The 16,136-nt window shown below is 56.3% G+C and carries 14 protein-coding genes; all 14 read right to left on the reverse strand.

Annotation, left to right across the window (positions count from 1 at the left end):
* Positions 1-252: 252 nt before the first annotated feature.
* The 14 genes from VK682_RS24160 to VK682_RS24225 all read right to left on the reverse strand — a co-directional run bounded on the left by VK682_RS24160 (position 253) and on the right by VK682_RS24225 (position 15,925).
* The gene (locus VK682_RS24160; RefSeq protein ID WP_324782695.1) at positions 253-1,365 is read right to left on the reverse strand and encodes an IS110 family RNA-guided transposase; all 1,113 of its coding nucleotides are present in this window, start codon (positions 1,363-1,365) and stop codon (positions 253-255) included.
* A gap of 102 nt (positions 1,366-1,467) precedes the next feature.
* Complete coding sequence (locus VK682_RS24165; RefSeq protein ID WP_324782696.1) at positions 1,468-2,040, reverse strand: WcaF family extracellular polysaccharide biosynthesis acetyltransferase; 573 nt, start codon at positions 2,038-2,040, stop codon at positions 1,468-1,470.
* Positions 2,033-3,178: a glycosyltransferase gene (locus VK682_RS24170; RefSeq protein ID WP_324782697.1), complete on the reverse strand. Its 1,146-nt coding sequence runs from the start codon at positions 3,176-3,178 to the stop codon at positions 2,033-2,035. The genes VK682_RS24165 and VK682_RS24170 overlap by 8 nt, the downstream gene beginning before the upstream one ends.
* A gap of 123 nt (positions 3,179-3,301) precedes the next feature.
* Entirely contained in the window at positions 3,302-4,513 is a 1,212-nt protein-coding gene (locus VK682_RS24175) for a hypothetical protein (protein WP_324782698.1), read from the reverse strand.
* A gap of 1,178 nt (positions 4,514-5,691) precedes the next feature.
* On the reverse strand, positions 5,692-6,477 hold the full coding sequence (locus VK682_RS24180) for a glycosyltransferase family 2 protein (RefSeq protein WP_324782699.1): 786 nt from the start codon (positions 6,475-6,477) through the stop codon (positions 5,692-5,694).
* A gap of 125 nt (positions 6,478-6,602) precedes the next feature.
* Positions 6,603-7,196 carry an acyltransferase gene (locus VK682_RS24185; RefSeq protein WP_324782700.1) on the reverse strand — a complete coding sequence of 198 codons (594 nt, stop codon included), beginning with the start codon at positions 7,194-7,196 and terminating at the stop codon, positions 6,603-6,605.
* Positions 7,171-8,094 carry a glycosyltransferase family 4 protein gene (locus VK682_RS24190; protein ID WP_324782701.1) on the reverse strand — a complete coding sequence of 308 codons (924 nt, stop codon included), beginning with the start codon at positions 8,092-8,094 and terminating at the stop codon, positions 7,171-7,173. Before VK682_RS24190 ends, VK682_RS24185 begins: the two co-directional genes overlap by 26 nt.
* A 266-nt stretch (positions 8,095-8,360) precedes the next feature.
* A complete protein-coding gene (locus tag VK682_RS24195) occupies positions 8,361-9,503 on the reverse strand; it encodes a polysaccharide pyruvyl transferase family protein (RefSeq protein ID WP_324782702.1) in 1,143 nt (380 codons plus the stop codon).
* Between the two features lie 10 nt (positions 9,504-9,513).
* Positions 9,514-10,638 (reverse strand): nitroreductase family protein, encoded by a 1,125-nt coding sequence (locus VK682_RS24200; RefSeq protein ID WP_324782703.1) that lies wholly within the window; start codon positions 10,636-10,638, stop codon positions 9,514-9,516.
* A 13-nt stretch (positions 10,639-10,651) separates the two neighbouring features.
* Complete coding sequence (locus tag VK682_RS24205) at positions 10,652-11,998, reverse strand: flippase (protein ID WP_324782704.1); 1,347 nt, start codon at positions 11,996-11,998, stop codon at positions 10,652-10,654.
* A 322-nt stretch (positions 11,999-12,320) separates the two neighbouring features.
* Positions 12,321-12,701 (reverse strand): MarR family EPS-associated transcriptional regulator, encoded by a 381-nt coding sequence (locus tag VK682_RS24210; protein ID WP_324782705.1) that lies wholly within the window; start codon positions 12,699-12,701, stop codon positions 12,321-12,323.
* Between the two features lie 241 nt (positions 12,702-12,942).
* On the reverse strand, positions 12,943-13,464 hold the full coding sequence (gene nusG / locus VK682_RS24215; protein WP_324782706.1) for a transcription termination/antitermination protein NusG: 522 nt from the start codon (positions 13,462-13,464) through the stop codon (positions 12,943-12,945).
* Between the two features lie 207 nt (positions 13,465-13,671).
* The gene (locus VK682_RS24220) at positions 13,672-13,953 is read right to left on the reverse strand and encodes an MraY family glycosyltransferase (RefSeq protein WP_324782707.1); all 282 of its coding nucleotides are present in this window, start codon (positions 13,951-13,953) and stop codon (positions 13,672-13,674) included.
* Positions 13,954-14,494: 541 nt separating this feature from the next.
* Positions 14,495-15,925, reverse strand: coding sequence for a mannose-1-phosphate guanylyltransferase/mannose-6-phosphate isomerase (locus VK682_RS24225; RefSeq protein WP_324782708.1), 1,431 nt, complete (start codon positions 15,923-15,925; stop codon positions 14,495-14,497).
* Positions 15,926-16,136: the final 211 nt, after the last annotated feature.

Raw genomic sequence — 16,136 nt, forward strand, 5'->3', positions numbered from 1 at the left:
CTGGATACCGCAGGACCGATTGTGCGTCTCGGGGCGATTCCTATCTTACAACGGGCGTCAGCACGAAGCTGGCCACAAAGCGACTGTCGGATATTCCCCTGCCGTCGACCTCGCGCCCGCCATTGGGCGCTTTGGGGGGCAAGTTCAGCGCGCGGGCATGGTGCGACGGGCAATGTCCCACATAAACGCCGCCATCTCCCGCGCGATCGCCGCGGTGACGACAGTCGACTTCTTACCNTTTGGGGGGCAAGTTCAGCGCGCGGGCATGGTGCGACGGGCAATGTCCCACATAAACGCCGCCATCTCCCGCGCGATCGCCGCGGTGACGACAGTCGACTTCTTACCGCGCTGGCTGAGCTTGCGATATCGCGCCGTCAGGCGGGACTGTGCCTTCCAGGCAATGTCCTGAACTTCTGGCGACTGCTCCTTCAGGATGTAGAGCTTCCGCTCGCCCGGACGTGCCTGCAGACGATAGGTCCAGGCCCCCTCGATCAGCTTGTGCCGCACACGGGCATTACCAGCGCGGGTGATGCCTCCGCGCCGTGTCGTCTTGCCGGTCGAGTATTCGCTCGGGACAAGCCCAAGATATGCCATCAGCTTCACCGGTGTCTCGAACCGCCGCACATCGCCGATTTCGGCCATGAAGGTGACGGCGCTGATCAGCGCGACGCCCCGCAGCGCTTGAAGCGCGTTCACAGCTGGTGCCAAGGTCCAGTCCGGCACCAGAGCCTCGATGTGCCCCGTGAGCCGCTCCAGCCGCTCCGAGGCATTGCGTTCCGCTTGGAGCATTTCCTGCAACGCGATCTGGTGTGCGGGATGGTCGAACGTCAGGGTCTGCAGCCAGCGCCGATATCGCATCGTCCAAGGCTTGGAGCGATGATAGATCCGCCCGTGACGCAGCACGAAGGCCGAGACGAGCTGGCGCTTGTGGCGCTGATCCTCTGCGGCGCTTTCCCGGGCCCGGACCAGATCGCGCATCGCCTCATGTGTCTCGTCGGGGACCCAGACGGGGGTCAATTCTCCAGCACGCAGAAGGCGCGCGAGGCGCATGGCATCAAGTCGATCGGTCTTGACCCGCTCTCCCGCCCTGACCGGGATCAGGGACGGCGCAACCACGCAGCAGGCGCAGCCGGCGGCGCGTATCTGGCGGTAAAGACCGTAGCCCGTCGGCCCGGCCTCGTAGCAGGCCGAGATGTCACCGCGCCCGGAAAGCTTCTTTAGCAGCTTGTCGACGCTGGCGGGTGTGTTCTCGAACGTGCCCAGGCTCAGCACCTCGTCCCCGCGCTCTCCGCCCGCGAGCGCGACCGCGAGCTTGTCCTTCGACACATCAATTCCGACGTAGATCGTTCCATGGGTGTTCCGCATGTCTTCCTCCATCGCAAACGGACGGCACCTGCCGCCCCGCGATCAGAATACAGGCTGATCCGACTGGGCCGTGCCGGTGAAAAAGACATGCGGTCTTACGCGCTATTCGGCAACTTTGCCAGAAGACGTGTGAAGCTGCCGTTCTAGGCTCTTCCCATCAGCGCGATGCACGGTCATGGCGGGTATCCGGCCCCGCCCCAGAGAGCCCATGGCAAGTATTGCGCCATCCCCCAGCACCGCGCCGGGGGCGAGGCTGGAGCGGGCGCCGACCCAAGCGCCCTTTCCAACGAAGATAGGTTTCGTGACCAATGTGAACGCCTGGGCGGACCAGTCATGGCTACCGGTGCAGAGATAAGCTCCCTGCGAGATGCAGGCGTGATCGCACAGCGTCACCTGTGCGAGATTGTCTATCCAAACGCGCTCGCCTATCCAAACATGGCTGCCTATCTTGAGGCGCCAAGGGAATTTTACCGTCACATGCGGCTTGATCACAACGCCCTGACCGATAGTGGCACCGAATGCACGTAGCAGCCGCACCCGCCAGCCAGATCCTGGCAGCCACGACCCGAAGAACCACGCCTGAACCATCATCCAGATCAGTTCAGTCAGCTTGGATGCCCCGCGCTCAAAGTTCGAATTCTTAAAGAGGTCAAGGCGTTGGGCGGGTTCAGTCATGCACCGTCTCCGGCCTGGACGCACGTCCGGCAGCCCAAAGGTAGACTTCACGCATCTTGTCAGCAACCCGATCCATCGCAAAATCGCGCTGCACCCAAGCGCGCCCTCGTATCCCCATCTGCTTGAGATCCTCGGCTGGGCGAGACAAGGCGAACCGAATGCTCTCCGTTAGCCGCTCTTGGTCAAGATTGATCCACCATCCGCAGCCCTGTGCCTCCAGACCCTCCCACGGAGCGTTCTGAGTAGTAATAACCGGAGTTTCCTGAGCCAAAGCCTCTGCCACCACAAGGCCGAAGTTCTCGGCGTGCGTCGGCAAAACGAATAAATCTGCATCGCGATACAGTGTTTCCTTGGCGATGCCGTGTACCTCGCCCACAAAACGGACGCGGGGCAGACCTAACTTTCGGGCTTGAGCCTTGAGCCTAGCCTCGTAGCCGTTCTCGTCGATACCGGCTATGACGATCTCCCAAGTGGGGAAGTTCGCGTGCAGAGCTGCCCAAGAACGCAGCAGGTAATTCACCCCCTTCTTAGGGTGAATACGGCTTAAGAATAGAATAGAGCGCAACGTGTGATCCGTGCGCGGAGCGAGATCAGGGAGGTTCAGTCCGTTTGGCACCACCGCTATGGGATTTATCAATCCCATGTCGCGGAAGTGCTGTGCCTCCATCTCAGCAGTCGCGCGGAGGACGAAGGCGCCCCTCAGATGTGCATATTCATAGACAATGCCCGCGATCTTCTTCTTCCAAGCGGAGTTCCTGCGCGCCCATGGATCGAGCATGCCGCGCGGCGTCACGATGTACCGCGCGCCAGTCTTCGTCGAATGTCGAAGGTTTGCCATCGAAGGATAAGTCCAGAGACCCTGAACGTCTACAAGGTCCGGGTTCAGCGCGGCGATGGCTCCGGCCATCTGGGGCGCATATTGCGCGGCCTGCGGACCTTTCACGGGAAAGCCCTGCACGCGTGGCCCCCAAGACTTTGCCGCCGCGGGGTCGGAAGGGTCGATCGTACCCATAACATGCATTTCCACACCCGGCAGCGGATCCAGGTAGTGCGCAAGGCCCGGCACGGAGACGGCTAGTCCGCCGGCTGCCGGGGATAGCTTTGACGTTAGAAGCAAGATGCGGAGGGGATCAATCATGCCGTCAGCCTGTCATAGTGGATTTGAGCGGCCTCTGCGGCCCTGTCGGACGTCATGTCCATGTCCCATGGCAACAAGGGTAAACTTTTCCGCCCTGAATATACATTCTGCATGCTGTCAAGATCAACGTTCGGAACGGTCAAACGCGCCGGACAGTTGGAGGCGGAACACACCTAGTAATGATAGTGCAAATATTACCTGAATCATCCACGCTAAATGATACAAATATGGCCGTTGCAATAGAAGTAGGAGCATTGCGGCACTCGCAAAACGCGCATTTCCCTCTTTAAGCAAGCATCCAGAAATGAGAATTATGACGACGCCTGCATACGGCAGCCAAAGTAAAATTCCGTAGAAAAAAATTATTGAAAACGGATGCGATGACTGATCATGAAAGGGTGGCGGGGAGTGTAACGCGAAAGCGCCCCGCCAAAGGATATCACTATTCAGGAGGCTGAAGAACTCGATCACCTGGTTGCTTCTATTGTCGCCTGCAACTCGTCCATCTTCAAGCGCCAAACGGTCTAAGAAAGCACCCTCAATAAAACTGCCTATCAAATCGAATACCCCCGGCATGATAGTAAGGATCACCCCGCAAGTTAGAAGCGTCCCAAGCAAGAGCTTCAGAGAACGTTTGATCCTAAAGGTCAATACTAAATATAGCAGAACGATAAGAAACATAACCAAAGAGGTGGTCAGAAGCGAGGCGGGCAAAATAAATTTTAAATGATTCCGGAATGAGCCCTCGCGAATAATAAACACGGCAGCTATAACAAGATACATTGCCAAGGCGCCAGGTTCATCAAATATCCAGGAGGGTCTGATAAACCCGCCCACTTCCGCCACCGAGAAAGTACTCAAATATAGTAAGTTATCCCTGCCGTCTACATGCACGGAAAATAAGGGCATGCCCCCGAAGTAGGCATACGCGATCCCAATTGCGGAAGAGAGTAGCGCTAAATAGGACGACAGCAAAAAGAAAGTCGCTACACGTTTGCCGACCAGCGCAAGGCGACACGATTCACTTATATATACCGTGAAACCGGCGGACACCCCAAGCATAAGGTGTGTTGGGGAGCTCGCGATAACTGAAGCCAGCCCTCCGATGAGCGCCATGCTAAATGCCAACCAAAAGCTGTTATTATGTACTCGGACCTTGCGCGTCAAAAATGCTAGAGAAGCAAGAAGCATAAATGCGGCCCCAAAGAGTGCCGAAAGCTCAAGGCCAACTGCAGCACGAAGCACCTTTGATGGCAAAACGAGGCATGAAAACGCAAGTGCAACGCAGAACAGAGACTCTTCTACTGCCCGCTTCGAAAGACTATAACCGTTCAAATATTTGCCTCACGACGCATGCTGGTTTGTCACAATATAAACCGAATAATATTTTGAAGATTAACTAACGCAAAGAATACGCCGTCGTGACCATAAAGTTTACGTGGCGCGTGTTCCGGTATACTTGGTCCGCTCGGTTCCATCTTCACAATAACCTCCAACAAGAACTCTAATCGCGCCATTATGGCTGGGGCATAAAAAACTATGTAATCCATTCCTCGGTTAGGTGTTTAGTCCCAACATCTGGTGGATAGCGTTAGAATGAGTGAGTCGGTCGCACCCATGATTTTCCTGTTCATCCGCTCCGCTCAACCTGCCCATTAGTCCACGGGTGATTAAGCTTCTTTATGCGATGTTCGACACCGTTGGCCTTACATATCATGTCGAAGCTCGTGGGCCTAGAGTAGATGGTGTTCCGGTTCCGGGGTTTCTCGGCAAATTGGATGCCGTAGCATGTTGGGAATGACGCATTGTTGAAGGTTATGGCGGCCTGCACAGCCCCCAAAATTGCGCAGCAGGCGGCCATAACCGAGCTTCGGGTCTCTATGGTGGTTTTGTCAACCAAACTACAGAGGAGACGGGCCATGGCCAAGGTTGAGCATACTTCGGATTCCCGTGTTCTAGCAGGCATCGAGGGGACAGCAGCGGGTGTCTTCGGAACGCGATGACGCTGTCTCCTCCGCTTCGGCCAAGACTGTCTAACGTGGCTCCTTCGGCCCTGTCTTGAGAGCCTTGATCGTCTGGTCTTTGCGCCACTTCGCGACTGTCTTGGGATTGATCCTTAGCTGCCGGCGCAGCGTCGCGAGCGAAGCTTGCGTTCGTTATGTTGCAGCTCTGACGGTGTGCGTGGTCGTGGCGCTCCCATGACGAACCTCCCCAATAATGCTTCCGTCCTTTCCTGAGAAAGGATCGCACCATCAAACCGTGGGATCAAACACCTGAAGTCTATGGTGCAAGGGTTCAATTCCAAAAATCAGCTGTCGTATTATCACTACCTATTGTGGCACCTAGTTCCGGAGTAACGGTCGGAGGAATGAAACACGACAGTCAATTATCCCTTTTAAATCTTTCCCCAAAATGCAAGAGGCATTCTTCCCATGATGAACGACTTCAGGATAAAAACCATTGTATGGAGAACCTCCCCCGAAGTCATGGCAGATGAAATTATGATCTTCAGCTCAACCGCTGCTCTTGAGTTTTGAATATAAGCTCTTGCTCAAACCGCGAACGACGCGTCCGATTTTGACTTTGGCGACAAAGAACTTTTCAAGGATTTTCGAAAGAGCTTGATGCCGAGGGCAGTTTTTTAGTCGTGCCTGATGATAGCTGGCAAAAGTTTTTTCGTAATTAGTCATACTGATTCCACCGGCTTCCATATCGGAGATCGGAAGTGGAACAAACCAAATCTTGCTCCACCTTGATTTCAGTCTAAGACTCCATTCATAGTCCATGCCAAACCGTCGGGTGACGTCGTAATTTCCCAGCAACCGAAACAGGCTGCGACGGATCAACATCGCCTGATGTGGAAGATAGTTCCGGCCGAACTGACGCCAGAACTTAATCGGGCGGCCATAGTAGCGCCCGTTCATGCGGATTTGTCCGACGATGGCCGGGGCGTTGCGCGGGTCTGACAGGATGGGACCTAGCCGGACATAGACATTTGGTAGCAATTCATCGCCGGCATTCAGAAAAAGCACATAGTCGGCTGTGGATCGAGCGATCCCTTTATTAAACGCATCGGCAATTCCTTCATCAGGCTCCGAGACAAAATACTGCATCGAGGACCGATACGAAGCCACACGTTCTAGTGTGCCGTCGGTCGAACCGCCGTCGATTACAATCCATTCGCACCAGTCCGGCTTGCTGGCGACGACGCTGTCGGCTGTGCGCAGAAATCCATCATGCGCGTTTCGCATAATGGTAATGATCGACAGCAACGGTCGACTCGGGTGATTTGCGGGCATCTAGCGACTCCTGATGGCTAATGAAGCTGTGCGTTCGGCAGACATGACACAACTTGCACCGTACAAGAGGTCGAAAACCTCGCTGGTAAAGGCGCTTAGAACATTCATAGCAACGCTCGGGCCGCTTAAGATGGAGTGATTTGGCGAACCAAGGTAGCGGGATTTCCGGCCCAAATCTCGTTGTCCGGAATGTCGCGGCTAACCACGCTTCCTGCGCCGATTACACTATTTTCGCCGATGGTTACCCCCTTGAGGATGATAGAATGAGCGCCGATGAAGGCATTGCGCCGGATCAACACCGGGCGTGACACGCCGTGATAGGTGCCGGCGTGTTCGGCGCGGCGAAGCTTAGGATCAACATTGTGAAAGTCGGTATCATAAATCTTAACCCCTCCGCCGAGCATTACCTCGGCCTCCAGCACAACCTTGCTGTCGGCCACGATCGCACAATTCGACAAGCCACAATCCGGGCCGATATCGATCTCTCCGCCGCGACGGCAGACCAGCGTTAGTTTGGTATCGCCACCGATGGGGTTGCGGCGCGGGCCCGAGTTCATCCTTGTGCGGGCACCGATGCGGATACGGCCATTGCCGGCGAGACGCAAAGTGCCAGTAATGTTGGCAAGATCGGTTAGGCACTCGACCCGGTTCAGCCGGAAGATCACCCGGTTAGCCAGACGGCATAGGACATGATCAAGTCTGTGCAGAAGTTTGCGCATGGATGGCATCCCTGATTTGCCGGTAGTTGCGTTCAGAAAAGTTCTCGATCGCGAATTTACGCGCATTAGCGGAGAGGCGGGCTTGCAATTCTGGATTGGCCTTCAACTGTGCCAGTCGATCACCCATTGCGGCCACATCGCCAAGCGGCACAACAAAGCCGGTTTCGCCATCCTTAACAGTTTCGTTCACACTGACGATGTCGTAGATGATCGACGGCACGCCCAGCATCGCAGCCTCGATCACGGAGCGCGAGAAATGCGGGGCCCGAAACGGCACTAGCAGCAAGTCCAGATCGCCAAGGTTCTCCGGGACGTCAAAGACCATCGGATACACGTGGACGTTAGGGCCGGCCGATACAATCAGTTCCTGCACTTGACCCGTTTCGTGCCCGGTATGACCATAGATACAGAACGCGACCGTGGAGTCTTCCTCGAACCGGCGTGCGATTTCGAGAAAGTCATTGATGCCGTTCTTAATATCTACGCGGGCGAAGTACCCAACTACGAAGTTGTCAGCTTGCACTTTGGAGTCACGGCGGTGCAGTGAGTTGCCCCGCTGTGGCGGATATTCGTTAGAATGCACATAATTATAAGCCACTTCGCCTGGAACGTCCGGCACACGCAGATTGGCCATCTCGTTCTTCGAGATCGCAATAACGTAATCAGCTGATCGCCGAAGAGCCGCACGGATCACCGCGCCCCAACCATTGTTAAGGAGCGGCTCACGGACGTGGTAGATCACCCGTGTCTTCGGTGAGAAAATTTTTACCATTAACCCGTAGAAGCAAAGCGCCGAGGAGTTAAAGTAAACGACATCATAGCCGCGCAGGTATTTGACGTAGGCACCTGGAACTGCCAGCAATCCAAGAATATTGCGAACCGCAAGCTTCCAAGTCATTCCGCTGACCTCAGATCCGTGGAAGGGCATCAAAACCTTGCCACAGATTAGCTTAGACCGGACGTCCTTGTACGTTTCCAGCACCGGCCCCGGCCGGATGAATAGCACTGTTTGTGGGCCGAACTCCGACTCGTACGCTGTAACGATCTGCTTGAGGCTACGCGGGGCACCGCCGTTATTGCTAGAATGTTGGAAGAATAGAACGGACTTATGCTGGGCTTGATTGAAGTCTCTATGCAGGCCAATGCCGACTGAACGATCTCCACTCATGCTGCGATAACCGCTTCTATCTCGTCCCACATCGCCGAGACCTTGGCTTCGATCTTTCTTGAGGCAGTACTGAGTCGCCGTGATATCTCTGCCCGCCCTTCCGAGGACAGAAGCGGCGCAAGCTTGGCATCGAAATCCACTGTAGAAAGGGGAATGTCTACCAACCCCTCACCGTAGTCATAGTCATTAAAAAGCTCTTGGTACTTGTGACTCCAGCCTGTTCCAATTGCTGGGACCGCTTGGTCGAGAGCGCTGACGAGAGCGTGGTACCGGCTCCCAATGAGGCCGTCGCACTGTGCAATGAGTCCTTTCGCCGCGACAGCGTCCTCGACTTCACGGATCTCCAAGGGCTCTCCCCGCGCTGCATTGATTCGCCTCGCTAAGGCGAGATCGTCCAACGTTTCATGGATGAGGAAGAAAGGAGTCAGCCCCGCAGCCTGAAGTCGATCGATCGCCTCAAGCAAGAAGCTTTCGTAAATGTCTTTTACCGCCAGACCAGTCATATCCAGCATGCGCGCGTTAGGAACAACTGCGACTGCGCCTTCGCCCTTCGCGATCGTGCTACAGTAAGTTGGCCTGAGAAGCGTGGTGAAGTCCGGAGAAATCCTGATGCTCTCGCGCTCGCCTACCGCGTGAACTAGGTAGTGATATGACTGCCTGTCGCGTGCATATATCAGCGTAGCACGATCTGCAATTCGGCGTATTGCGTCTGCTGCGCCTGGTTTCTCAAACGGTCCAAACGCCTGCGGTAGCAGAATTATCTTTTTTCCAGCTTCTTTCCAACGCGCAGCCCGTTTGTCCAGTTCAAAAATTGGAGCGGAGCCCCACTGGTCGGAATAGGCGAAACCCGCTGCGTCGAGGATCACGTCTACCTCGGCGCTAGTCACAAAGCCGTACCGCTCCCGCAACTTGCCAGGAAGTGCTTCCACAGCCCGGCCTAAATCGTATCCTTTCTTTATCATTTCTGCCCGGTGCCAAAGCCCCAGTTTTGCGCGCCGCTCGAATGGCAACGTGTAATTAGGCGCCACCACTAGGCGGGCACTGGGTAAACGCAGGCGGAGCTGTTGGACCGAAGCCACCAGCATCATCTCAGCACCCTTGTTTGTGAAGCCAGCTTTGCGTATTTCAATGGTTTTCATAATATACTCTTTAGGTAGTTTCTTGGGATTTTACAATTCCAGAATTAATATGTCCGATCATCATCAGGTCTATAGGCTTCTTTTGAGAATACGGGATCTTGCCATCAGTAGCTCCGTAGCCTGCTCCGATCAACATTACGGGCCGCTCGTATATCTTTAGACCAAGCGTGCGCTGCATGCGACTTTCACGCTCTGCGACGTCAGGCCAATTGATCGGTACGGTCGAAAGACCTAGGGTCTGCAAGGCTAGCATAAGTTGCATTGAGGCCAAGGCACTGTCGATATATATTAAGTGCCTGTCGCGCTCTTCGACGTAGTTCGATAGATCGCCAACTACAACTATTACGCAAGGGATTTGGCTTGCCCATCCCGCAGTGCCACCGGCCAAATCTGCGACTTCTTCAGCCTGCGCGCCGTGAAAAACGTGGAACCGATAGGGCTGCCGATTGCACGCAGTCGGAGCCAAACCTGCAGCGTCGACTGCCTTCTCCAATAATTCGCCCGATATTGGACGGTCTTCAAACCAACGGACCGAACGGCGCTCAAGAAACAACTTGTGCAATGCTTCGAAAGTAATGTCGCTCTTTTCCACGCGGCATTTTGGATAGGGCACGAATGGCACCTCTTGAGGGTTCGGCTTGTATCCGGTTTCTTCAAAACGGAGCCTCGCCGCTGCTATCGCTGGAGAATCCTCAACCGCCATGAAGTAGGCTGTGAGCACGTCCCCAGCCCATTTACGCTCTCCAAAGTCTATCCTGCTGCCTGCGCTCTGGGCCGCAGCAAACTGGGCAACTGTCTCGCCGATATATCCCTCACCGAATCGGGGCCGCCGCTGCTTCATGGCAAGTCCCTTCTCTATTCGATGCACATTGCGCCGAAATCCGCCGAACGATGTTTTGGTAGATAATTGCGTTGATCGGAACGCATTTATTCCCTGTAAGACCGCCTGATGCTCACGGTAAAACCGTGTCGAGAAAAACGTAAAGTAGAGTGAAGCTAGAAAACCATTCGTGCCGGCAAAGCCCGCCAGTTTCCGTGCCAGCCCGTGCCAAGCTCTTCGAGGCACCCTGAGTAGAAGCACTGCCGGAGCGTGTGAGACCTTTCGTAAATTGTATGAAATCGACGATTCCGTCATCCCGTTTCTCCTGTCAATCTCGCATAGCCCAAGCGGCACGAATTCCGATCCATGGTGCCGCCAAGGCGCGCGTCATCATCGCAAAGACCGGACGAGTCCGGCGTGACAGCAGCAGTGCGAGATAGCTCGCTGCTGCGTAGCTAATAACGGTGGCAAGTGCTGCCCCTGACATGCCCAAAGGCGGAATTAGCAGTACATTAAGAAGCACGTTGGCAGCCGCGCCGGTTCCTTGGGTGAGTAGTGAGAACATTGCTAACTTCTCGATTAAGATCCAGCGCGAGAATGCATAGCGCATGAAGACGAAAGGCATAGCGAACATATGTATGAGCAGTACCGGCACTGCGCTTGCGTAAGCTTCACCGAACAGCATCACAACCAATACCGGTGAGAACAGCGCAATTCCGATCATGATGGCATAGGCAATACCGGTAAGGAGTGCTAGGAAGATCTGCAGGCGGCCCTCGAAAGCTTCGCGCGATATTTCCCGAAGTTGTATTAGTCTTGGGAAGAAGGTGGCAACCAGAGCGGCAGGGACGAAGTAGAAAACCTCAGATATCCGTGCAGCTATGGCATAAATTGCCACTGTTTCCACACCAGTCCACCAGCGGAGCATGACCAGATCAATCTTTAGATATACCATGGCCATGATTGAGCCCAGAAAGATCATCCAACTTTCCGAGAAAAGCTCTTTTGCACGATGAAGCGATAGTTCCCATTTGCAGAGGCTGAGACCTCCGCGCCATAGATATAGTGAAACTGACACCGCTGCTATGACAAGGACTGAAAGTGCCTGCGCCACGCCGACCCAGACCACGCCGAAGCCGAGCGAAATAACGCCAATCTTCATCATGCCGCCAAGTATTGTGCCGGCGATGCGTGCCATGGACGCAAACCGAGCCTCCAAACGACTGCGAAACCAATTCTCAATGATAAGTGGGCCAGGCGTCAGCAGGATAAAGAAGAACGCTGCCACGAATAGTTTCTTCTCAACGGATGAATGGCCTGGCATCCAAAATCCGTATATTAGGCACGAGATGGCACCGAATAGGTAGCCGGCAAACCGCATTCCCCCAACGGTCCCAAGCGTCTGGGCCTCTAAATCAGGTTTAGCAATAAGCTCGCGCGTCATTAGTCCGTCGAGACCCATCTGGCCAACGACAGAAAACAACAATGCGAGGGAAAAAACATATGCATAGGCGCCATACTCCTCGGGACCCAGCGTACGCGCTACCAGAGCAAGAACAAATAGGGAAAATCCGTTGGATACTAAACTATCCGCCATTATCCAGGCGGAATTCTTGAAGTAGCGGCGAAAGCGTCCTGCGGCGCCTGGCGCGTGTCTGTCGTAAGATGTGGTCATGGCCTTTTGTCTTTCAGTTTGACTTTGATACCACGGTCGAAGTGCTTGGCGCCGGATAGCGCTTCAGACCCGTTCCACACATCCGCTCTGGTAAGGCGAGAGATCTTCTTCGACCGCGCCGTAAAAATGTTTCGTCCTGATCGGTCAAACAGGCTTGAGAAATGGAACCCGCACCGAAGATTTTGAAATTGCAAAGCGCCCGGTAGCGTAATCTCTCCGCCGCCGGTGCGAGTGCCGGCAAGCCATGCCCTCAAGAAAGACAGCGCGGAAGGCAACCATTGAGTAAAGCCGCGTGCGTCCGCCAAATCACTTTTAAGCAACCCTAGCGCCGATGGTCTGTCGAACCTGCGCCACCGGGCGGTTGTTCCCCGACTTCTCGCTGTAAGCGTTCGATCTCGATTTTCAGCGCGTCGTACTCCGCCAGCTTGCGGGCCAGAAATCGCCGGGTGAGGCCCGCCTTCTCCGCCGCGCCGCGTGCGGTCAGCAGGTATCGGTAGCGCACTTTATCTTCGGCAGCCGAGAAGTTGCCGATCTTGATGAAGCCTTTCTCGACCAAGGCGCGCAGAAGGTAATGCGCCCGCCCAAGACTTGTTCCTAACCTACGAGACAGCTCGCGTTGCGAAATTTCCGGATTGCGATCGATCTCCTCGAGAATGCGAAACCGGACTTCGTCCTGTAGCTCCTTGCGCCCCTCGTTCACCATTTCACGCACCCACGGCTACCGCACCGGAGGTCGCTTCGGGGCAGCCTCCGGCGACGCTTGGACGATCTGCGTCAATTGCGTTCACTTTTGAACGCTACCATCTTATGGCAGATCGGGAAAGGCAGAACAGGCGCGTTACGCCTTGATTTTCCTAGCTTGGACGGCGTGCCCTGTTGCAGTGAGATCGGGACCCACATCTGACAGACCTGCTTTCTGAGCGAAGCGCTCTGGCGGAGAAAGGCTAGGCGCGCCGCAACTCGTTCTCACGCATTTTGACGCGCGTTGCCCGGCCGAGAACGTCGAGGAGGACCCAGACGCGACGGTCCTTGTCGATCGTTTCGATTGTGGTGGTGAAATCCGCGAAGGGCCCGGATGTAATGCGCACCAGATCCCCCTCCCTCAGCTGCTCGGGCGGCAGAAGCTCGCCATCCTGATTACAGCGCGAGAAAAGCCCGGACATCAGCTCTAAGGGAACGGGGGTGGGGCGACCGCCGAAGGAGACGAGACGGGCAACGCCACGCGTGCTGTTGACGCTTCTCCAAGCACCACTATTTGGATCAAGAGACACGAAAAGATAACCTGGGAACAGCTGTTCCTTGCGCTGCCGAAAACCGTCTGAACGTCGCACGGAGACGAAATGCTGCGGATTGAACACTTCGAAGGATTGTCTAGCCAAGTTCCGAAGTGCCAGCCCCAGACAGTTTGGGCGGAGTTGCAGGATATACCAGCGCTGATCTTCGTGTGAGAGCATGTCAACAACCATGGGGATTTCCGGGAAGCGCAGGCATTATATGAGCGCGGTTCGGCATCAGCTTGGCGCTTGCGAGCATGAGTAGGAACCGGCGCCCGGACTGGTGGCAGTAGAAACGGCCTGGTTGATTGGCAGGCTTGCCGACTTGCCGTCGGCGCGTGGTGGTCAGGATGATGCCAGCGAGCGGCAAGGAGAACACAAAAATAAGTATCAACGGCGTCAGGCCGACATCTGGTACAAAGAGAGAATACCCAGCCATGCTAGGAAATAGCCACCGCCGTATACGCTCACATCGCCCATGAAGAGCTTGCCACGTGTGTAGTTTAAAAGGAAAAAATCTTCTAGAGCGACAGCACCCCAGATCGAGATTCTAAGGGCCTCGCAATGGCCTGCTATGAACACCAGCGACATGGCAACGGTGCTCCCAATCAGGCTGGAGAGCTCGTTCATGCCGCCAGCGAGATTGAAGGTATCGCAAATGACCGAGATCGTGATCGCCAAGGGCATAGTCGATACCAGAACGCTACCCTTGGGACGTCTGACCGTTCCATCCAGTTGCCGAAGAGGAGGACGAAAAGAGGGCACGAGAATATTACAGTGTTATGAAACCGCTTTGCTGCCATTATGGCTGTATATAGGGAAACTCACTCCATAACGGTAAGGCTGGTTGTGTGCGCAAAATTATAGGGTCCACCTTCGTCCTCTCGTCCGCTCTATTACGGGCGTCGTTCAGCTAAAAGCCTACTTAATGAATTATGTGACGGCTGTAAATCTCTCGGTGAACTCGCATGATAATCCCCTGACTTTGGCAAGCTGCTTCCGTAATAGGCGATGTCTGGTTACCCCCCGTGTCCCGCATCGCAGGTTTCATGCTTCCGTTCGTGCCGGCACGCGGCTGACCTGCCATGGGTCTTTCATCCCGCTGCGACCAGAGCCCGGATCAAGCGCTGGATCTGCTGCTGCGGCTCGACCCGCCCGGCCCGGGGCCGCCTGAGCACAGGCCCCCGTGCGCCGGACAGGGGCCTGGTTTCGGGCAGGCGCGTCAGGTGCGGGCGTAGACATCCTCGTAGCGCACGATGTCATCCTCGCCGACATAGGCGCCGGTCTGGACCTCGATCAGCACCATGGGCACGCGGCCGGGGTTTTCCATGCGATGCACGCAGCCCAGAGGCAGATAGACCGACTGGTTTTCCGTCACCAGCGTGACCTTGTCATCCACGGTGACCCGCGCCGTGCCCTCGACCACGATCCAGTGTTCGGAGCGGTGGAAATGGCTCTGCAGCGACAGGGCGGCACCTGGATGGACAAGGATGCGCTTGACCTGAAAGCGGTTGCCGACCACGAGGCTTTCGAACCAGCCCCAGGGGCGGTGGTCTTTCGGGAAATGCGTGGCCTGCGCCGCGCCTTTCTTCTTCAGCGCCTCGACCGCCAGCTTCACGTCCTGCGCCCGGCTCATGTCCGCCACCAGCACCGCGTCGTTCATGGCCACGGCCATGACGTTCTTCAGCCCGATGCCCACCACTTCCAGCCGGTCGCTGTCCGAGCGCAGCAGGGTGTTTTCGCAGTCGATGGCGATGGCCCCGTTTGAGGTCACCACCCCCTGCGCATCGGGGCCGCTTTCGCGCCAGACCGCATCCCAGCCGCCCAGATCCGACCATGCGGCGGTGAAGGGCACCACCGACAGGTTCGGCGCCTTTTCCATCACCGCATAATCGATGGAAATGTCGGGCGCCTCGGACCACGGGCCCGGCGCCAGCCGCAGGAAGCCCAGATCGGGCTTGGCCTCGGCCAGCGCCGCCGTGACCGGCGCCATCAGACCGGCGGCATGGGTCTCGAAGGCGGCGAGCAGATCGCGGGCGCGGGTCAGGAAAATGCCCGCATTCCACAGGAAACTGCCCTCGGCCAGCATCTCTGCCGCGCGCGCGGCATCGGGCTTTTCGACAAAGCGCTTGAGCTTGACCGGCGCCCCGGAGGCGTCGGGGGCGCTGGCCAGTTCCAGATAGCCATAGCCGGTCTCGGGCCGGTCGGGGGTGATGCCGAAGGTGACCAGATCGCCCTGCGCCACGGCGCCAAGCCCGCGGGCCACGGCAGCGCGGAAGGCTTCCGCATCGGGCACCACATGGTCGGAGGGCGCGATCAGCAGGATCGCCTCGGGGTCGGTGGCCACGGCATGCAGGGCGGCGGCCAGAATGGCGGGGGCGGTGTTGCGGCCTTCCGGCTCGATCAGGATGGCGCCGGGATCAATGCCGATGGCCATCAGCTGTTCGGTGACGATGAAGCGGAAATCGGAATTGGTCAGCACCAGCGGCGCGGCAAAGGCCAGATCAGCGCTGCGCCCCGACAGGCGCTTTGCAGAGGCCTGAAACAGCGTCTCTTCCCCCACCAGCGGCACAAACTGCTTGGGGTAAGACTTGCGCGACAACGGCCAGAGCCGGGTACCGGAGCCGCCACACAAAAGCACGGGGGTGATCATAGGAGTCATCGAAAAAAATCCCGTTCAGAAATTGCTGCGACAGCGATAGCAGGCCTGACGGTTCTCGCAACCACAGAGCGGCATATTTTCAGGTGATGATTTTCTGGCGGTGACCTGCCACTGAACTTTCATCCAGCTGCGACTTGAGCCCGGTTGGTGTTGATCTGTCCCCTGAGAACTGGACCGTTTGAAGCCGGAGTTTTTCGCTACG

Source organism: Salipiger marinus (genome assembly GCF_035481585.1).
Lineage (GTDB): Bacteria > Pseudomonadota > Alphaproteobacteria > Rhodobacterales > Rhodobacteraceae > Salipiger > Salipiger marinus.

Bases quoted from the DNA above. Each gene is read 5' to 3' on its own strand.
- VK682_RS24180 (WP_324782699.1), bottom strand. From the start codon at position 6,477: ATGCCCGCAAATCACCCGAGTCGACCGTTGCTGTCGATCATTACCATT.
- VK682_RS24165 (WP_324782696.1), bottom strand. From the start codon at position 2,040: ATGACTGAACCCGCCCAACGCCTTGACCTCTTTAAGAATTCGAACTTT.
- VK682_RS24200 (WP_324782703.1), bottom strand. From the start codon at position 10,638: ATGACGGAATCGTCGATTTCATACAATTTACGAAAGGTCTCACACGCT.
- VK682_RS24185 (WP_324782700.1), bottom strand. From the start codon at position 7,196: ATGCGCAAACTTCTGCACAGACTTGATCATGTCCTATGCCGTCTGGCT.
- VK682_RS24205 (WP_324782704.1), bottom strand. From the start codon at position 11,998: ATGACCACATCTTACGACAGACACGCGCCAGGCGCCGCAGGACGCTTT.
- VK682_RS24195 (WP_324782702.1), bottom strand. From the start codon at position 9,503: ATGAAAACCATTGAAATACGCAAAGCTGGCTTCACAAACAAGGGTGCT.
- VK682_RS24170 (WP_324782697.1), bottom strand. From the start codon at position 3,178: ATGATTGATCCCCTCCGCATCTTGCTTCTAACGTCAAAGCTATCCCCG.
- VK682_RS24225 (WP_324782708.1), bottom strand. From the start codon at position 15,925: ATGATCACCCCCGTGCTTTTGTGTGGCGGCTCCGGTACCCGGCTCTGG.
- VK682_RS24190 (WP_324782701.1), bottom strand. From the start codon at position 8,094: ATGACTTGGAAGCTTGCGGTTCGCAATATTCTTGGATTGCTGGCAGTT.
- VK682_RS24160 (WP_324782695.1), bottom strand. From the start codon at position 1,365: ATGCGGAACACCCATGGAACGATCTACGTCGGAATTGATGTGTCGAAG.
- VK682_RS24210 (WP_324782705.1), bottom strand. From the start codon at position 12,701: ATGGTGAACGAGGGGCGCAAGGAGCTACAGGACGAAGTCCGGTTTCGC.
- nusG (WP_324782706.1), bottom strand. From the start codon at position 13,464: ATGGTTGTTGACATGCTCTCACACGAAGATCAGCGCTGGTATATCCTG.